Annotated in this window: 14 protein-coding genes; 8 read left to right on the top strand and 6 right to left on the bottom strand. The window is 72.4% G+C overall.

Features of this window, described 5'->3' with window-relative positions; all coding sequences use genetic code 11:
- Nucleotides 1-123 precede the first annotated feature (123 nt).
- Entirely contained in the window at nucleotides 124-2682 is a 2559-nt protein-coding gene (gene pepN / locus AB0D66_RS05310) for an aminopeptidase N (protein WP_362296936.1), read from the bottom strand.
- Between the two features lie 126 nt (nucleotides 2683-2808).
- Between pepN and AB0D66_RS05305 the strand changes: the two genes are divergently transcribed.
- Nucleotides 2809-3456, top strand: a complete 648-nt coding sequence (locus tag AB0D66_RS05305; RefSeq protein WP_362296933.1) for a DsbA family protein — start codon at nucleotides 2809-2811, stop codon at nucleotides 3454-3456.
- 121 nt (nucleotides 3457-3577) lie between these two features.
- Here the strand turns inward: AB0D66_RS05305 and AB0D66_RS05300 are convergent, their stop codons facing one another.
- From AB0D66_RS05300 to AB0D66_RS05290, 3 genes are all read right to left on the bottom strand, one after another.
- A complete protein-coding gene (locus tag AB0D66_RS05300) occupies nucleotides 3578-4234 on the bottom strand; it encodes a superoxide dismutase (RefSeq protein WP_362296930.1) in 657 nt (218 codons plus the stop codon).
- A gap of 172 nt (nucleotides 4235-4406) precedes the next feature.
- A complete protein-coding gene (locus AB0D66_RS05295) occupies nucleotides 4407-5816 on the bottom strand; it encodes an amino acid permease (protein ID WP_362296927.1) in 1410 nt (469 codons plus the stop codon).
- Nucleotides 5817-5963: 147 nt separating this feature from the next.
- On the bottom strand, nucleotides 5964-7361 hold the full coding sequence (locus tag AB0D66_RS05290; protein ID WP_362296924.1) for an amino acid permease: 1398 nt from the start codon (nucleotides 7359-7361) through the stop codon (nucleotides 5964-5966).
- 285 nt (nucleotides 7362-7646) lie between these two features.
- Here AB0D66_RS05290 and AB0D66_RS05285 point away from each other — a divergent pair, with 285 nt between their 5' ends.
- Nucleotides 7647-8231 carry a biotin transporter BioY gene (locus tag AB0D66_RS05285; protein WP_362296921.1) on the top strand — a complete coding sequence of 195 codons (585 nt, stop codon included), beginning with the start codon at nucleotides 7647-7649 and terminating at the stop codon, nucleotides 8229-8231.
- A gap of 85 nt (nucleotides 8232-8316) precedes the next feature.
- Here the strand turns inward: AB0D66_RS05285 and AB0D66_RS05280 are convergent, their stop codons facing one another.
- Complete coding sequence (locus AB0D66_RS05280) at nucleotides 8317-9753, bottom strand: amino acid permease (protein ID WP_362296918.1); 1437 nt, start codon at nucleotides 9751-9753, stop codon at nucleotides 8317-8319.
- Between the two features lie 221 nt (nucleotides 9754-9974).
- Here AB0D66_RS05280 and AB0D66_RS05275 point away from each other — a divergent pair, with 221 nt between their 5' ends.
- Nucleotides 9975-10460, top strand: coding sequence for a ribose-5-phosphate isomerase (locus tag AB0D66_RS05275; protein ID WP_362296916.1), 486 nt, complete (start codon nucleotides 9975-9977; stop codon nucleotides 10458-10460).
- 66 nt (nucleotides 10461-10526) lie between these two features.
- Nucleotides 10527-11333, top strand: a complete 807-nt coding sequence (locus AB0D66_RS05270) for a DNA-formamidopyrimidine glycosylase family protein (protein ID WP_362296913.1) — start codon at nucleotides 10527-10529, stop codon at nucleotides 11331-11333.
- A 74-nt stretch (nucleotides 11334-11407) separates the two neighbouring features.
- On the opposite strand, the gene AB0D66_RS05265 is transcribed toward AB0D66_RS05270, so the two are convergent.
- On the bottom strand, nucleotides 11408-12643 hold the full coding sequence (locus AB0D66_RS05265; RefSeq protein WP_362296910.1) for a GNAT family N-acetyltransferase: 1236 nt from the start codon (nucleotides 12641-12643) through the stop codon (nucleotides 11408-11410).
- A 117-nt stretch (nucleotides 12644-12760) separates the two neighbouring features.
- Here AB0D66_RS05265 and AB0D66_RS05260 point away from each other — a divergent pair, with 117 nt between their 5' ends.
- The 4 genes from AB0D66_RS05260 (at nucleotide 12761) to AB0D66_RS05245 (ending at nucleotide 17321) form a co-directional block, all read left to right on the top strand.
- Nucleotides 12761-13903 (top strand): PP2C family protein-serine/threonine phosphatase, encoded by a 1143-nt coding sequence (locus AB0D66_RS05260; protein WP_362296907.1) that lies wholly within the window; start codon nucleotides 12761-12763, stop codon nucleotides 13901-13903.
- 1228 nt (nucleotides 13904-15131) lie between these two features.
- Nucleotides 15132-16529 (top strand): pyridoxal-dependent decarboxylase, encoded by a 1398-nt coding sequence (locus AB0D66_RS05255; RefSeq protein WP_362296904.1) that lies wholly within the window; start codon nucleotides 15132-15134, stop codon nucleotides 16527-16529.
- Nucleotides 16526-16975 (top strand): HD domain-containing protein, encoded by a 450-nt coding sequence (locus AB0D66_RS05250; RefSeq protein WP_362296901.1) that lies wholly within the window; start codon nucleotides 16526-16528, stop codon nucleotides 16973-16975. Before AB0D66_RS05255 ends, AB0D66_RS05250 begins: the two co-directional genes overlap by 4 nt.
- A 151-nt stretch (nucleotides 16976-17126) precedes the next feature.
- Nucleotides 17127-17321, top strand: coding sequence for a hypothetical protein (locus tag AB0D66_RS05245; protein ID WP_362296899.1), 195 nt, complete (start codon nucleotides 17127-17129; stop codon nucleotides 17319-17321).
- Nucleotides 17322-17535: the final 214 nt, after the last annotated feature.

Here is a 17535-nt window from a genome sequence, read left to right as displayed (position 1 = left end):
ATCGGGACAAGCCGGGGCTAAAGTACGGGCGTTCGACCGCCGATAGGCTGCGCCGCCCGGGTCCCGCCCCAGGCCCGCCCCCGGATCCCCTCCGGGGGCGGCGCCCCTGACCGCGGAGCGGGGTCAGTTGTCCGAAGCCCCGTCGCAGCGCTGCGCGCGCCACGCCCTGGCCAGGTCGTCGCGGGACTCGATCACCAGGCGGCGGAGCGCCGGGGCCGCGTCCGGGTGGCCGGACAGCCAGGCGTCGGTGGCGGCCAGCGTCGGCTCGGGGTCGGAGAGCGAGGGGTACAGCCCCTTCACCACGTCCATGCCGATCTGGATCGACCGGTCCGCCCACACCCGCTCGATGACCTCGAAGTACGGCTCCGCGAAGACCGCCAGCAGCCCTCGCTGCGAAGGCTGCTGCATACCGGCGATCGTCGCCTCCACCAGCGCGTTCGACAGCGCGTCCGACTCGACCACCGCCGCCCACGCCTGGTCCTTCACCGCCGCGGACGGCCGCGCCGCCAGGCACCGCACCTGGTGCCGCTTGCCCGACGCCGTGTCGTCCCGCGCCAGTTCGGCGCTGAGCGCGCCCTCGTCGACCGCTCCGTGCGCGGCCAGCGGCAGCAGGAAGTCCCAGCGCAGCTCCTGGTCCACCGCCAGCCCGTCGATCCGCGCGGACCCCTCCAGCAGCCCCAGCAGCAGCTGGAAGTCGCCCTCCGTCGCCGCGCTCGCCGCGAAGAACCGGGCCCAGGTCAGCTGGTGCTCCGACCCCGGCTCCGCCAGCCGCAGTTCGTGCAGCGCGCCCGCCGCCAGCTCCCGGCCGCCCTGCTCGCGCCGGCCCGGCGCCGTGTAGTGGGTGATCGCGGTCAGCGCCTGCGCGTGCAGCATCTGCAGCACGCCGACGTCCGTCTCGCGTCCCGCGTGCGCCAGGACCAGCGAGATGAAGTCCCGCGCGGGCATCAGCCCGTCCCGCGTCAGGTTCCACAGCGCCGACCAGCCCAGCGCCCGCGCGAGCGGATCCGTCAGGTCGCCCAGGTGCCCCCGCAGCGTGGCCAGCGAGCCCTCGTCGAAGCGGACCTTGCAGTAGGTGAGGTCCTCGTCGTTGACCAGCACCAGGTCCGGCCGCTCCCGGCCCGCCAGCTCGGTGACCACGGTCCGCGCGCCCGACACGTCGGTCCCGGCCCGCGCGTAGCGGACCAGCGTGCCGTCGGGCTCCAGCCGGTAGAGGCCCACCGCGACCCGGTGCGGCCGCAGCTCGTCGCCCTCCTGCAGCACCGCGAGCTCCGTCACCCGCCCGCCCGCGTCGCAGGTCACCAGCGGTGTCAGCACGTTGACCCCGGCCGTCTGCAGCCAGGCCCGCGACCATTGGGCCATGTCCCGCCCGGAGACCTCCGCGAGCACCGACAGCAGGTCGTCCAGCGTGGTGTTCCCGTACGCGTTCGCCTTGAAGTAGCGCCGCGCGCCCTCCAGGAACGCGTCCCGCCCCACGTAGGCGACCAGCTGCTTGAGCACCGCGGCGCCCTTGGCGTAGGTGATCCCGTCGAAGTTCAGCTTCGCGTCCTCCAGGTCACGGATGTCCGCCGTGATCGGGTGGGTGGACGGCAGCTGGTCGGCACGGTAGGCCCACGCCTTGCGGCTGTTGGCGAAGGTCACCCAGGCCTGGTCGAAGCGGGTGGCCTCGACCAGCCCGAAGGAGCCCATGAAGTCCGCGAAGGACTCCTTCAGCCACAGGTCGTCCCACCACTTCATGGTGACCAGGTCGCCGAACCACATGTGCGCCATCTCGTGCAGGATGACGTTCGCGCGCCGCTCGTACGAGGCCTGTGTCACCTTGCCGCGGAAGATGTACTCCTCGCGGAAGGTCACCATCCCCGGGTTCTCCATGGCGCCCAGGTTGTACTCCGGCACGAAGGCCTGGTCGTACTTCCCGAAGGGGTACGGGTAGTCGAAGATCTCGTGGAACAGGTCGAAGCCCTGCTTGGTGACCAGGAAGACGTCGTCCGCGTCGAAGTGCTTGGCGAGCCCCTTGCGGCACATCGCGCCGAGCGGGATCGTCAGGTCCCCGCGGGTGTAGGAGTCCGTCACGTAGTGGTAGGGGCCCGCCACCACGCAGGTGATGTACGTGGAGATCGGCGCGGTCTCGGCGAACCGCCAGACCCCCGCCTCCCGCGACTCCTCCGCGCCGTTGCTCCACACCTGCCAGCCCTCGGGCGCGGCCACCTCGAAGCGGTAGGGCGCCTTCAGGTCGGGCTGCTCGAAGTTCGCGTACACCCGCCGGGCGTCCGCCGGCTCGTACTGGGTGTAGAGGTAGACCTCGCCGTCCTCCGGGTCCACGAAGCGGTGCAGGCCCTCGCCCGTCCGGCTGTACGCGCAGTTCGCGTCGACCACGAGCACGTTCTCGGCGGCCAGGCCGTCCAGGGCGATCCGCGCCCCGTCGAAGACGGCGGCCACGTCCAGCGCGCGCCCGTTGAGGGTCACGGAGTTCACGGAGGGGGCGATCAGGTCCGCGAAGGTGGCGGCGTCGGGGACCGCGGCCCGGAAGCGGATCGTGGTCACCGAGCGGAAGGTCCGGGGGCCCTCGGCCGGTTCGGCCTCGTCCACCGCGGACCTCACGTCGAGGACCACCTCGTACCCGTCGACGGACAGCAGTCCGGCCCTCTCGCGGGCCTCGTCGCGGGACAGATTCTCTCCGGGCACGTGCACTCCTTCGTGCGTGGTCGGGTTCCTTCGATCGAATCCTCCCATGGGGGGAATGCGTGCGAACGCGCGCTGGTTGGGGAGGGGGACACCACGAACGACGCCGTGAGCGATGCGAGGAGAGACATGTCCGACACCCAGGTGCGCGAGAAGACCCCGGTCGATTTCTGGTTCGACCCGCTGTGCCCCTGGGCTTGGATGACGTCCCGGTGGATGCTCGAGGTCGAGAAGGTCCGCGACGTCGAGGTCCGCTGGCACGTGATGAGCCTGGCCGTCCTGAACGAGAACAAGCTCGACGAACTGCCCGAGCACTACCGCGAGCTGCTCGGCCCCAAGGGCTGGGCGCCGGTGCGCGTGGTCGTGGCGGCCCAGCAGAAGTTCGGCGACGAGATCACCGGCAAGCTCTACACCGAGCTCGGCACCCGGATCCACAACGAGGGCAAGGGCGCGACCCGCGAGGTGATCGCCGAGGCGCTGTCGGCGCTGGAGCTGCCGGCCGAGCTGCTCGCGTACGCCGACTCCGACGAGTACGACGAGGTGCTGCGCGCCTCGCACGACGACGGCATCGACCGGGTCGGCCAGGAGGTCGGCACCCCGGTGATCTCGGTGCCCGGCGCCGACGGCGAGGACGTGGCCTTCTTCGGCCCGGTCGTCACCCCGGCCCCGCGCGGCGAGGCCGCGGCCCGGCTGTGGGACGGCACCCTGCTCGTCGCCTCGATCCCCGGCTTCTACGAGATCAAGCGCACCCGCACCAAGGGCCCCTCCTTCGAGTAGCCCGTACCGTCGCACACAGAAGACCCCCGTGAGTCACGTCCTCACGGGGGTCTTCTGCTGGACACGCCCGCCGGTGAAGGTTGAGAAGACGATCACGAGGCGGACGGGCTCGGGGGTGCGCTCAGCCCTTGGCGGGGATCAGCAGCGGGGTGTTCGCCTTGGCGTCGGCGTAGCGCGTGGAGACGTCCTGCCAGTTGACGACGTTCCACATCGCCTCGATGAAGTCCACCTTCTGGTTCTTGTACTGCAGGTAGAAGGCGTGCTCCCAGGCGTCGAAGACCAGGATCGGGGTGCTGGCCACACCCACGTTGCCCTGGTGGTCGTAGACCTGCTCGACGACGAGGCGGCCGCTGACCGGCTCGTACGCGAGCACGCCCCAGCCGGAGCCCTGGGTGGCGGAGGAGGCGAAGGTCAGCTGCTTCTTGAACTTCGCGAAGGAGCCGAAGGACTCGGTGATCGCGTCGGCCAGGTCGCCCAGGCCGTCGGCCGCGGTGGGCTCGCCGCCGCCCTCGCCGGTCTTCGGGCTGGCCATGTTGTGCCAGTAGATGCTGTGCAGGATGTGGCCGGAGAGGTGGAACGCGAGGTTCTTCTCGAGGCCGTTGAGGGCGCCCCAGTTCTCCTTGTCGCGCGCCTCCGCCAGCTGCTCCAGCGTGTTGTTGGCGCCCGTCACATAGGCCGCGTGGTGCTTGTCGTGGTGCAGCTCGATGATCTGCGGGTTGATCACCGGCTCCAGCGCCGCGTAATCGTACGGAAGCTCAGGAAGCGTGTAGATGGCCATGCGTGTTATCCGGTCCCCTCAGCGTGCCAACTGCTTATTGCAATCAATGCGCAACTGCACGCTAGCAGTATCTATTCCTGGTCACACGTAAGGGTTACCTGAGTTCGGGGGCGTACGAAGAAGGCGGGCCCCGTGCTCGCGCACGGGACCCGCCCCGGTTGCCTCCGGTCCGTCAGACGCGGGCGGCGGCCCGCTTCTGGAGGACCCGTCCGGTCGCCGCGAGGGCCACGGTCAGGCCGCCGGTGAAGACCACCTGGACCCGGGTGTCCTCGCCCAGGGCCATCAGCACCAGCACCCCGGCCACGCCCGCCAGCGCCACCCACGTCAGGTACGGGAACCCCCACATCCGCACGACCAGCTTCCGCGGGTCCTCCCGCTCCATCCGGCGGCGCAGCACGAACTGCGAGACGGCGATGAAGCCCCAGACGATCAGGATGACCCCGCCGACCATGTTCAGCAGCCAGGCGAACAGGGTGTCCGGGTACCAGTACGACAGCAGCACGGTGACGAAGCCGAAGCCGCAGGAGGCGAGCACCGCGCGGCGCGGCACGCGGCCGGTGACCTTGCCCAGCGCCTTGGGGCCCTGGCCGCGGGCGACGAGAGAGTAGGCCATGCGCGAGGAGCCGTAGATGTTGGCGTTCATCGCGGACAGCAGGGCGATCAGGATGACCACGTTCATGATCTGGCCGGCCGCCGGGATGCCCAGGTGGTCCAGCGTGGCGGCGTACGGCCCGTCCGCGGTGACCGCCGGGTCGTTCCACGGCAGCAGGGTGACGATGACCAGCATGGAGCCGACGTAGACGACCGCGATCCGCCACATGGTCGTCTTCACGGCCTTGGCCACGCCCTTGACCGGGTTCTCGGACTCGGCGGCCGCGATGGTCACCGTCTCCAGCCCGCCGTACGCGACGACCGAGGCCAGCAGGCCGACCAGCAGGCCCTCCACCCCGTTGGGCAGGAAGCCGCCGTCGTGCAGCAGGTTGGCGGCGCCGGGGGAGCCGGTGCCGGGTAGGACGCCCAGGACGGCCAGCACGCCCAGGCCCAGGAAGAGCGCGATGGCGCCGATCTTGAGGGTGGCGAACCAGAACTCGAACTCGCCGAAGTTCGAGACGGCCGCCAGGTTGGACCCGCAGAAGACCGCCATGAAGACCAGCACCCACATCCAGGACGGGGTGCCCGGGAACCAGCCGGTCATGATGTGCGCCGCGCCGATGGCCTCGATGGCCACGCCCACGCACAGCAGCGTCCAGAACATCCAACCGGCGGTGAACCCGGCCCAGGGGCCGATGGCCCGCTCGGCGTGGACGGAGAAGGAGCCCGAGGCGGGGTTCGCGGCGGACATCTCGCCGAGCATCCGCATCACGAGCATCACCAGGATCCCGGACGCGGCGTACGCGAGCACGATCGAGGGGCCCGCGGCGGCGATGCCCGCGCCGGACCCGACGAAGAGTCCGGCGCCGATGACGCCCCCGAGGGCGATCATCGAGAGGTGGCGCTGCTTGAGTCCGTTGCCGAGGGGGGATCCGGCGTCGGTCCGCGGCGGCGCCTGCTGCCCGGGGGGTGTGATGGTGCTCTGGCTCATGGGGGCCAGTCTGCCGAAACGTCCGATAGTCGGACGGTGTGCGTCCATCATCCGGACACTTGCTTCACGGGACGTGATCGCCCGCCCGCAGAACGCGGCAGGGCCCGGGACCTGGGTCCCGGGCCCTGCCGCACACGCCGCGAACCGTCAGGTCCGACGGGTCCGCAGCTCCCGCACCCACGCCACCACCAGCACCGCGGCGGCCGCCCCGGTGGACCACAGCAGCTGTGGCCGGGCCGAGTCGTCGAACAGCATCAGGACCAGCACGGCCGCCATGCCGAGCAGCGCCGCCCAGGTCGCGTACGGGAACAGCCACATCGGCAGGGTCAGCCGCTCCGGCATGTCCCGCTCGATGATCCGGCGCAGCTTCAGCTGCGAGACGGCGATCAGCGCCCACACGAACAGCAGCACCGCGCCGACCGCGTTGAGCATGTAGAGGAAGATCGTGTCCGGCCACAGCAGGTTCAGCACCACCGAGACGAAGCCGAAGGCCACCGAGGCGAAGACCGCGCGCCGCGGCACCCCGCCGCCCGAGACCTTCAGCAGGGCCTTCGGCGCCTCGCCGCGCTCGGCCAGCGAGAACACCATGCGCGAGGACCCGTACAGGTTGGCGTTCAGCGCCGACAGCAGCGCCACGAACACCACGATGTTCATGATCTGGCCGGCCGCCGGGATGCCGATCGAGTCGAGGACCGCGACGTACGGGCTCTCGCCGGGCTTGAGCGAGTCCCACGGCAGCAGGGTCACGATGACCACCATCGAACCGACGTAGAAGAAGAGGATGCGCCACACCGCGCTGCGCACCGCGCGGGACACGGACCGGGCCGGGTCGTCCGACTCGGCGGCCGCGATCGTGACGACCTCCAGGCCGCCGAAGGCGAAGATCACGGCGAGCATGCCGGCGACCACTCCGCCGAAGCCCTCGGGGAAGAACCCGCCCTGCCCGGTGAGGTTGGCCATGCCCACGGGATCCGTGTCCGGGAGCAGGCCGAAGACCGCGAGGGTGCCGAGGATCAGGAACAGCACGATCGCGCCGACCTTCAGGGCGGCGAACCAGAACTCGAACTCGCCGAAGTTCCGCACGGCGGCCAGGTTGCTCACGGTGAAGACCACCATGAAGAGCAGCACCCAGACCCACTGGTCGATCGACGGGACCCAGCCGTTGGCGATCTTCGCGGCGCCGGTGGCCTCCACGGCGAGCACCACGACCAGCAGGAACCAGTACAGCCAGCCCGCCGAGAACCCGGCCCAGCGGCCCAGGGCCTTCTCCGCGTAGACGGAGAAGGAGCCGGAGGCGGGCATCGCCGCCGACATCTCGCCGAGTGCGCGCATGACGAGCATCGCGAGCACCCCCGCGAGCAGGTAGGAGCAGATGATCGCCGGGCCGGCGATGCCGATGCCGGCACCGGAGCCGACGAAGAGCCCGGCGCCGATCACGCCGCCGAGGCCCAGCATGGTCAGGTGGCGCTGCTTGAGGCTGTGGCTGAGGGGTTCCGCGGGCAGGTCGCCCGTGATCGGGGGAGCTTCGGGCAAGCGGTCGCGCATGAGGGGTGCTCGTACTCTCGTTCGGCCCAGCGGCGGTAGGGGCTCCGCATCCGGATTGGCGGGACCCTACAGTCTCACTGAGCGGCGGCCTTGTGTGCAAAACGGATGTGTTGTCGGATCTTCCCCGTGACACGGATCACGCGAACACGGGTGTGGGTGAGGGTCTTTGTGCGGTCTCCACCAAACCGAGGAGTATGCCTTTGTATCGGGCGGCGGTGGGGGCGCCGCGGGCCGCGGACTAACGTCGGTGATCGTCCCGTCACCACGACCTTCCGGAGCCCACCGATGAGCACCGCTTCCGTCTCCTTCCGGCCCGGCGCCGTCCTCGCCGACCTGCTGCCCGCGAGCCGCGTCCGCGACATCGCGCTCGTCGTCGGCGGAGCCGCGCTCACCGGACTGGCCGCGCAGATCGCCGTGCCCGTACCCGGCTCCCCGGTCCCGGTGACCGGCCAGACCTTCGCGGCCCTGCTCGTCGGCACCGCCTTCGGCGCCCGCCGCGGCTTCCTCGCGCTGGGGCTGTACGCCCTGCTCGGCGCGGCCGGGATGCCCTGGTTCGCGGGCGGCACCTCCGGGGCGTCCGGCGCCTCCTTCGGCTACGTGCTGGGCATGCTGCTCGCCGCCACCGTCGTCGGCGCCCTCGCGCGCCGCGGCGCCGACCGCTCGGTCCTGCGCACGGCGGGCACGATGGTGCTCGGCTCCGCGGTGATCTACGCGGTGGGCGTGCCGTACCTGATGGGCGCGACCGGGATGTCCCTGAGCGCCGCCGTCGCGGCGGGCCTGACCCCGTTCCTGGTGGGCGACGCGCTCAAGGCCGCCCTGGCGATGGGCGCCCTCCCGGCCGCCTGGAAGCTGGCCGGCCGCCGCGGCTGACGCCGGCCCCGCCCCCGTACCGCCGGAGCCCGGCCCGCCTGACGAGGCGGGCCGGGCTCCGGCGTACGTGCGGGACGGAATGGGGTCAGCCCTGGACGGCGGCCCGCTTGCGGCGGAAGTCCAGCACCACGCCGACGGCCACGACCAGGCCGGCGACCAGCGTGGACAGGGTGACCACCTGGCGGTTCGCGTCGTCCACGAACATGTAGCCGATCACGAACATGATCAGTGCGGCGGTGGCCCAGGTCAGCCACGGGAAGAGCCACATCTTCACGGTCAGCTTCTCCGGGGCCTCGCGGACCAGGATCCCGCGCATCTTCAGCTGGGTGAAGCAGATCACCAGCCAGACGAAGAGCGCGATGGCACCCGAGGAGTTCAGCAGGAAGTTGAAGACCGTGTCCTTGAAGGCGTAGTTGAAGTAGACGGCGACGAAGCCGAAGACCGTGGAGCCCAGGATCGCGGCCACCGGCACGCCCTTGGCGTTGACCTTGGCGAACGCCTTCGGGGCGTCGCCGCGCTCACCGAGCGAGAAGGCCATGCGGGAGGCGGTGTAGAGGCCCGAGTTCAGGCAGGACAGCACGGCGGTCAGGACGATGACCTCCATGATCGTGCCGGCGTTCGCGATGCCGATCGAGTCCAGGGCGGCGACGTACGAGCCCTTCTCGGTGATCGACTTGTCGTTCCACGGGAGCAGCGTCAGCACGACGAAGATCGAGCCGAGGTAGAAGACGCCGATCCGCCAGATGACGGAGTTGGTGGCCCGGGTGACCGCCTTGCGGGGGTTCTCCGACTCACCGGCGGCGAGGGTGACGATCTCGCTGCCCATGAAGGAGAAGACGACCATCAGCACACCGGTGAGGACCGCGCCGTAGCCGTTGGGGAAGAAGCCGCCCGCGTCGGTCAGGTGGGCGAAGCCCGCGCCGGGGTTGTCGGAGCCCGGCAGGACGCCGAAGACGGCCAGCATGCCGATGACCACGAAGGCGCCGATGGCGACGACCTTGATGCCCGCGAACCAGAACTCGAACTCGCCGTACGAGGCGACGGATCCGAGGTTGGTGAGGGTCAGGACCGCCATCACGATCAGTGCCCACGCCCACTGCGGGACGGCCGGGATCCAGTTCTCCAGGATGGCGGCACCGGCGGTGGCCTCCACGGCGAGCACCACGACCCAGAAGAACCAGTACAGCCAGCCGATGGAGAAGCCGGCCCAGCGGCCGAGCGCGCGGTCGGCGTAGGCCGAGAACGAACCCGAGTTCGGGCTGGCGGCGGCCATCTCGCCCAGCATCCGCATCACGAAGACGACCATCGCGCCGACCAGCGCGTAGGAGATCAGGATGGCGGGGCCGGCCTTGGCGATGCCGCCACCGGAGCCGACGAAGAGGCCGGCGCCGATGACGCCGCCAATGGCGATCATGGAAAGGTGGCGGTTCTTGAGACCGGCCTTCAGACCGTCGGAGGGCTGGCCCTGACCGGGGTTACCGGCGGGGTCTCCTGCCTTCTGAAGGGTCGTCGTGGAGCTCATGGACGGATCCTTAGGTTCTCGGGTTGCGAGGCCCCGGCATTCAAACCTGAGATGAACGCAGGACGGAAGGCCTCAATCCGGATCGTTGCGAAGGGGCGAACGTCCGGGACCTTGGTCCTGCCCTGTCCCATCTGCGTTCTTTGGGTTTACTTGAGGTTGAGAAGTGACTTACGCGACACCCGGTTGCGGGCTGCCGGGCCCCCTCGTGCCACACTCGGACCATGCGCGTGTACCTCGGATCCGACCATGCAGGCTTTGAGCTCAAGAACCACCTGGTGGACTGGCTCAAGAACAACGGCCACGAGCCCGTCGACTGTGGGCCCCACATCTACGACGCGGTGGACGACTACCCGCCGTTCTGCCTCCGCGCCGCGGAGAAGACCGCCGCGGACGCCGACAGCCTCGGCATCGTCATCGGCGGCTCCGGCAACGGCGAGCAGATCGCCGCGAACAAGGTCAAGGGCGTCCGCGCGATCCTCGCCTGGAGCGTGGAGACCGCGAAGCTGGGCCGCGAGCACAACAACGCCAACGTGATCTCCGTCGGCGGCCGGATGCACACCCAGGAAGAGGCCGTCGGCTTCGTCGAGGCCTTCCTGGCGACCCCGTACTCCGACGAGGAGCGCCACACGCGCCGCATCGAGATGCTCTCCGCGTACGAGCAGACCGGCGAGCTGCCCCCGATCCCGGCCCACCACCCGCAGGGCTGATTCCGCTTCCGGCCGCGCCGTCCCCGCCGGGGCGGCGCGGCCGTTTTCCTTCCCAGGAGGTTCGCCGTGCCCGAGGGGCATACGATCCACCGCCTCGCCCAGGACCACACCGAGCGGTTCGCCGCCCGACCGGTCCGTGTCAGCAGCCCCCAGGGCCGCTTCGCGCAGAGCGCGGCCCTGCTCGACGGGCGCGAGCTGGAGGCGGCCGAGGCGCACGGCAAGCACCTCTTCCTCGCGCTGGGCGACGCCTGGATCCACATCCACCTCGGCCTGTTCGGCAAGCTCGGCTTCGGCCCCGCCCCGGCGCCGCCCGCGGCCGAGACGGTCCGGCTGCGGCTGCTGAACGAGGACCACTACGCCGACCTGCGCGGACCCACCGCCTGCGCGCTGATCGGCGAGGGCGAGAAGAAGGCGGTACACGACCGGCTCGGCCCCGACCCGCTGCGGGCCGGCGACGACCCCGACCGGGCCTGGAAGCGGATATCCCGCTCCCGCACCACCGTCGCCGCCCTGCTCATGGACCAGAAGGTCGTCGCGGGCATCGGCAACGTCTACCGGGCCGAGGTCCTCTTCCGGCACGGCATCGACCCGTACCGGCTGGGCAAGGACCTGGCCCGCGCCGAGTGGGACGCCCTGTGGGCGGACCTGGCCGTCCTGATGCGCCAGGGCGTCCGGAACAACCGGATCGACACCGTCCGCGACGAGCACCTGCCCGAGGCGATGGGCAGGCCGCCGCGGGTCGACGACCACGGCGGCGAGGTGTACGTCTACCGCAGGGCCAACCTGCCCTGCCACATCTGCGGCAGCGAGATCCGCACCGCCGACCTCGCCGCCCGCAACCTCTTCTGGTGCCCCGGCTGCCAGACCCGCTAGCGGCGGTCGGGGCGGAGCCGCCCCGCCGGGCCGGCCGTCAGAAAGCCGTGCGGGCCGCCCCGCCGGGCCGGCCGTCAGAAGCCGTGCGGCAGCCACGGGGCGACGTCCCCGGCGAAGGCCCGCGAGGCCCGCACCACGGCGCCCGGGCGCAGCTCGCGGACGAGCCCGGCCGCCGCCAGCGAGGCCAGCGCGGTCCCGCCCAGGTACGCCGAGCCCAGCTCCCGCACCGACAGCTCCAGGTCCGCCGGCTCCGCGGTCCGCGTGCAGACGGCGGCACCTTCCCCGTCGGCCACCAGCCGCCACCGCCCCTCGTTCCACGGGCAGAACGCGTCCTCCACCTCCAGCACCAGGTCCAGCGGAGCCGCGTACGTCCGCGCAGTGAGCGCCGCCGCCACGTCCACCAGCCGTACGTGGAGCGAGTCGCGCACGCTCGGCTTCGACCGCCGCACATCGCTGACCAGGTGCAGCACCGGGTCGTCCACCGGCCGCCGGCCCGCCCGCACCGTCCAGGTCAGGTCGATCCCGAACAGGTAGCGCCACAGCGCCGCCGTCGCCGCCGGGTCGAGCGCGTCGAGGTCCACGACCTCGACCTTGCCCTCCGAGCCGGAGTAGTCCCACTCCGGCTTGACCCGGTAGCGGGCGTAGCCGGCGATCTCGCCGTCCGGGCCCTCGGCCACCACGCACTGCAGCGGGGAGGCGCCGTCCCGGCCCTCCGGGGGATCCGAGAGCACGAACCGGTCCCAGCCGGGCTGCCGGGCCGGCATGCCGGGCCGCCGGGAGACCAGCTCCGCGTACACCCGCTCGCAGTCGGCCAGCGCCTTCTCCGGGTCGACGAGCCGCACGGACACCTCGTCCGTCCCCGGGGGCACCGAGAGCCGGACGCGGGTCGTGTCGATCTCCACGGCCAGGGCGTACGCCGCCGTGCCGTAGCCGAAACGCCCGTAGATCGCCGGATCGGAGGCCGTCAGCACGGCGAGCGGCTCACCGGCCGTCCGTACGTCGTCCAGCAGCCGCCGCATCATCGAGCGGAGCACGCCGCGCCGCCGGTGCGTGGGGGAGACGCCCACCATCGTGACCCCGGCCGCGGGCACCCGCGCCCCGCCCGGAACCGAGAGGCGGAAGGTGAACGCCGAGGCCGAGCCGACGCACTGCTCGCCGTCCCAGACGCCGAGCGAACGTTCGGGTTCGGTCAAGGAACGGTAGAGCTCCCGGCCCTGTGCGAGTTCGGGCACTCCGCCGAACGCCAGTTCCAGCTGACCGAACCAGACATCCCACTCATCCCACTGCAACACACGCATCTCAAGTGCCATAAGGCCATCCCTATCAGGGCATTCGGTCCCGGTCGAAGAGATTTCCGCCGCCGTGGGACCCCGGGACCAGGGGTACCCCTGCGCATCCACAGCCGGGATGGATAAGGTCCCGAAGCAATGGCCGGAGCACGCGTGGACACCGTCATGGCCCGGATGCGCATGCTTTCGCACCGGGCCCGCACCTCCCTGCGCAAATCCGCCGTCGACTACTTCCGCGGGGACGCCTCCGACTGGCTCGCCTTCGCCGGCCTCCTCCTCACCATCCCCGCCATCGCCTGCGGCACGATCATGCTGCCGGTCTGGTTCTCCCCCTCGGCGCTCGTCCTGCCGATCGTGGCCGGCGGGCTGCTGCTGCGCCCCGCCAGCCTCCTCGCGCTGTACGCCGCCTCCGCCGCCGCGCTGATCGTCGAGGCCCTCGTCCTCGGCCCCTACACCCAGGGCCCCGCCCGGGTCACCCCCGGCACCGTGCTCGTGGTCGCGGCCTGCGGATTCTTCGGGCTGGTCATCGCCCAGTTCCGCAGCCGCGTCGGCGTGCCCTGGCGGCGCGGCGGCACCATGCTCTTCGACCTGCGCGAGCGGATCCGGGTCCAGAGCAAACTGCCCGCCCTGCCGCGCGGCTGGCACCGCGAGATGGCGCTGCGCCCCGCCGGCGGGCAGTCCTTCTCCGGCGACTTCGTCGTCGCCGCCCGCACCAACGGCGGCCGGACCCTGGAGATCGTCCTGACCGACGTCTCCGGCAAGGGCATGGAGGCGGGCTCCCGCGCCCTCCTCCTCTCGGGCGCGTTCGGCGGCCTGCTCGGGGCGCTGCCCCCGCACGGCTTCCTGCCCGCCGCCAACGGCTACCTGCTCCGCCAGGACTGGGACGAGGGCTTCGCCACCTCCATCCACCTCGTCCTGGACCTGCAGACCGGCGACTACGAACTCCTCTCCGCCGGCCACCTCCCGGCCCTCCAGCTCTGCGCGGGCACGGGCCGCTGGCAGGAGAAGACCGGCGAGGGCCCGCTGCTCGGGGTCTACGACGGCGCCGAGTTCACCCCCGCCCGGGGCAACCTCCGCCGCGGGGACGTCCTGATGCTCTTCACCGACGGCCTGGTCGAGACGGCCGACCGCGAGATCAGCGAAGGCATCGACCGCCTCACGGGCGAAGCCGACCGCTACGTGGCCTCGGGCTGGGACGGCGCGGCCTGGCACCTGATCGAAAAGGTCGCGAAGGACGTCAACGACGACCGAGCCCTCCTCCTCATCCGCCGCTCCCCATAACCCGGCCCCCACCCGGCCACCCGCCGGGACATCCGGGGCTGCGGCGTGGGGCCTCCGGCCTGCGGCCTGAGGCCTCCCGGGCCTGAGGCCTCCCGGCCTGCGGCCTCCCGGGCCTGAGGCCTCCCGGCCTGCGGCCTCCCGGCCTCCCGGCCTCCCGGCCTCCCGGCCTCCCGGCCTCCCGGCCTGCGGCCTCCCGGCCTCCCGGCCTGCGGCCTCCCGGCCTCCCGGCCTCCCGGCCTGCGGCCTCCCGGCCTCCCGGCCTCCCGGCCTGCGGCCTCCCGGCCTCCCGGCCTCCCGGCCTCCCGGCCTGCGGCCTCCCGGCCTGCGGCCTCCCGGCTCCCGGCTCCCGGTCTGCAGCCCCCCAGCCCCAGCCCCGGCCCTCAGCCCCGGCCCCACAGCCCCCGACCCCAGCCCCCAGCCCCGGTTTCCGGCCGCCAGAAGCGGCCCGTCGAGGCCCGGGGGATCGCCTGCCCGGATTGTGCACGGAACCCCCGGCCCCAACCGCCGGGAACGGCCTGCCGAGCTCCGGCCGGGGTGGCAGGTGCGGGCCCGGCGGCCACCGGGCCCGCCAGGGGCCCTGGCCGGGGCGAGCGGTCGCGGCGGGCCGGTGTGGCCGGGCCCGGGTTTCGCCCCGGGGCGGGGTGGCCGGGTCCGCGGCTTGGCCCCGGGCCCGGGTGACCACGGACGGCCCGCCGGTGCCGGGGCCGCCGCAACGCCGGACCGGTGCTTCCCGCCCCCGGCTTGCCGGGGCGAAGCGGCAACTCGGGGGCGGGGGTTTACCCCCTCTGCCCCGCGCGCCACGGACGCCTCCGGCCTGCCGGCGCTCGGCACTGCCCCCGGGTGCGTCCTCAGCCATGAGCGACACCGCCCTTGCCGCGGGTACCTCCGACGGCACACGCCGACTGGGGCGGTCGGCCGGGGCGCCGGGTCCTCCGCCCCGCGCGGCATAGACCTCCCCCCGGGGCCGGAGTGCGCCCCTTGGCCAGCAGGGCTCCGGAGTCGCGCCCCGGCCGGGTGGCCAGGGGCCTCGGTCAACAAGACTCCGCCGCCGTTCCCCCGGCCGGGGGCGGCGAGCGGTCGCGGCGGGCCGGGGTTCCGCCCGCGGGTCCCCCCCCCGGCTTCGACTCCGGGAGGATCCGGCCCGGCCGAGCGGCCCGGCCGAGCGGCACCGGCCACCTGGTGCCGATTGGCACGCCCCCGCGCCCGCGCCGCCGCCTACCGTGCCCCCATGGACCGCACGCTCGCCGCCGACCTCGCCCGCCTCCCCGAACTCCTCGACGCCACCCGCCGTGCCGCCGCCGACGCCCTCGCAGCCCTGGATGCGCGTCCCGTCGTACCGCCCCCCGGGAAGCCGGGCACGGACAGCGCGGCCGAGCCCCTCCCGGAGGACGGCGGCGGGACCGAGGTCGCCCTCGCCGCCTTCCGGGAGCGCTGGGAGCCGCGGCTGTCCGCCTCCGCCGGCCCCCGCTACCTCGGCTTCGTCACCGGCGGCGCCACCCCCGCCGCCCTCGCCGGAGACTGGCTCACCGCCGCCCACGACCAGAACTCCAACTCCGCCCTCGACGGCGCCGGCCAGGACCTCGAGCGCGAGACCGTCGGCTGGCTCCGCGCGCTCTTCCACCTCTCGCCCGAGCACTCCGGCACCTTCGTCAGCGGCGCCACCATGTCCAACACCACCGGCCTCGCCATCGCCCGCGAATGGCTCGGCGAACGCCTCGGCGTCTCCCCGGCCGAGGACGGCGCCGCGGCCCTCGGCCCCGTACGGGTGCTCTCCGGAGCCCCGCACTCCTCCATCGCCAAGGCCCTCGCCGTCCTCGGCCTGGGGCGGCGCAGCCTCGTCAAGGTCCCGACCCTGCCCGGCCGCGAGGCCGTGGACCCCGCCGCCCTGGACCGGGCCCTGGCCGACACCCCCGGACCGGCCGTGGTCGTCGCCAACGCCGGCACCGTCAACACCGTCGACTTCGACGACCTCCGGGCCGTCGCCGCCCTCAAGCGGCGCCACGACTTCTGGCTGCACACCGACGCCGCCTTCGGCGCCTTCGCCGCCCTCTCCCCGGACCACGCCCACCTCGCCGCCGGCCTCGACGCCTCCGACTCCCTCTGCGTCGACCTGCACAAGTGGCTCAACGTCCCCTACGACAGCGCCGTCCAGTTCACCCGCCGGCGCGACCTCCAGGCCCGGGTCTTCCAGAACTCCGCCGCCTACCTCGGCCCCCTCGCCGACCACCCCGACCTCGTCCACCTCACCCCGGAGAACTCCCGTCGGCTGCGCGCGCTCGCCGCCTGGTTCACGCTCCGCGCGTACGGCCGCCGGGGGCACCGGGAGATCGTCGAACGCGACATCGCCTGCGCCCGCGGGCTGGGCGAGGAGCTCTCCGCGGACCCCGCCTTCACCCTGCTGGCCCCGGTCCGCCTCAACGTCGTCTGCTTCACCCTCGCCGCCGACCCCACCCCGGCCCGGCTGACCGCCCTGCGCGAGGCCGCGGCCGCCGAGGTGTTCGTCACCCCGACCGTCCACGAGGGAACCGCAGCCCTGCGCGCCGCGTTCTCCAACTGGCGTACCACGCAGGCGGATGTACACCGGGTCGCGCAGGCCCTCCGGACAGCGGCAAGGGAGATCGCATGACGAGCAGCCCCCTGACCCTCATCGAGGTCGAGGCCCTGGCCCGGTCCGCGCACGAGGGCCAGACCGACAAGGCCGGCCGGCCCTACGCCGAGCACCTCGCGGCCGTGGCCGAGGGAGTCCGCCTGCGCGGCGGCAGCCCGGACCAGCAGGCGGCGGCCTGGCTGCACGACGCGATCGAGGACGAGGCGCTCAGCCTCACCTGGCTGGATTCCGCCGCCCTGCCGCAGCCCGTCAAGGACATCGTCCTGGCCGTCACCAAGCGCCCCGGCGAACCGGTCGAGCAGTACGCGGCCCGGATCCTCGCGACCCCGGGCGCCCTGCTGGTCAAGGAGGCCGACCTCGCGCACAACGCCGATCCCGCGCGCCTGTCCGTACTGGACGGCCCCACGCGGGAGCGCCTGTCTGCCAAGTACGCATATGTCCGCTCACTCCTCGGCCTCGCCTGACCCGCCCTCCGGACCGGTCGGCGGAAACGGAACGATGGCGATTCGTCACGGGGCGGATAGGCGGGGCCCGTTGGTGGGAGGATGGTCCGTGTGGGTGTGCGTGGCCGCACGCCCCGGGCCGACCAGGGGACGACCGAAGGTGTGATCAGTTGTGGCCATTTCGCTGTCAGTGGTGGTTCTGTTGGGGGTCATCCTGGTGGTGCTGATCCGCGGCAACCACATCAAGGCCGGACCCGCCATCGTCGCGGCCCTCTTCGGCTTCTTCCTGGCGTCCAGCTCGATCTCGGACGACGTGAACCGTTTCCTCAACTCGCTGGCCACGATGATCGCCAACATCAAACTCTGACCGCGCCCACCCACCGCCCACCCGCCAGACCCCCTGGACGATGTGCGCCGATCGTACGTGGGGCGCGCACGCGGCGCGGGGCATGCGGGGCACGGACGGCTGATCGCAGGGGCGGGAAACGCATCAGGGCCAGGCGGAGGAGAACTCCTCTGACCTGGCCCTGAGTCAATCGAGAGCGGGTGACGGGAATCGAACCCGCGTAGCTAGTTTGGAA

This window comes from Streptomyces sp. NPDC048270 (assembly GCF_040652335.1).
Classification (GTDB): Bacteria; Actinomycetota; Actinomycetes; order Streptomycetales; family Streptomycetaceae; genus Streptomyces.
This window is presented reverse-complemented; position numbering and strand designations above follow the sequence as displayed.

Bases quoted from the DNA above. Each gene is read 5' to 3' on its own strand.
- AB0D66_RS05305 (WP_362296933.1), top strand. From the start codon at position 2,809: ATGTCCGACACCCAGGTGCGCGAGAAGACCCCGGTCGATTTCTGGTTC.
- AB0D66_RS05300 (WP_362296930.1), bottom strand. From the start codon at position 4,234: ATGGCCATCTACACGCTTCCTGAGCTTCCGTACGATTACGCGGCGCTG.
- AB0D66_RS05295 (WP_362296927.1), bottom strand. From the start codon at position 5,816: ATGAGCCAGAGCACCATCACACCCCCCGGGCAGCAGGCGCCGCCGCGG.
- AB0D66_RS05290 (WP_362296924.1), bottom strand. From the start codon at position 7,361: ATGCGCGACCGCTTGCCCGAAGCTCCCCCGATCACGGGCGACCTGCCC.
- AB0D66_RS05285 (WP_362296921.1), top strand. From the start codon at position 7,647: ATGAGCACCGCTTCCGTCTCCTTCCGGCCCGGCGCCGTCCTCGCCGAC.
- AB0D66_RS05280 (WP_362296918.1), bottom strand. From the start codon at position 9,753: ATGAGCTCCACGACGACCCTTCAGAAGGCAGGAGACCCCGCCGGTAAC.
- AB0D66_RS05275 (WP_362296916.1), top strand. From the start codon at position 9,975: ATGCGCGTGTACCTCGGATCCGACCATGCAGGCTTTGAGCTCAAGAAC.
- AB0D66_RS05265 (WP_362296910.1), bottom strand. From the start codon at position 12,643: ATGGCACTTGAGATGCGTGTGTTGCAGTGGGATGAGTGGGATGTCTGG.
- AB0D66_RS05260 (WP_362296907.1), top strand. From the start codon at position 12,761: ATGGCCGGAGCACGCGTGGACACCGTCATGGCCCGGATGCGCATGCTT.
- AB0D66_RS05255 (WP_362296904.1), top strand. From the start codon at position 15,132: ATGGACCGCACGCTCGCCGCCGACCTCGCCCGCCTCCCCGAACTCCTC.
- AB0D66_RS05250 (WP_362296901.1), top strand. From the start codon at position 16,526: ATGACGAGCAGCCCCCTGACCCTCATCGAGGTCGAGGCCCTGGCCCGG.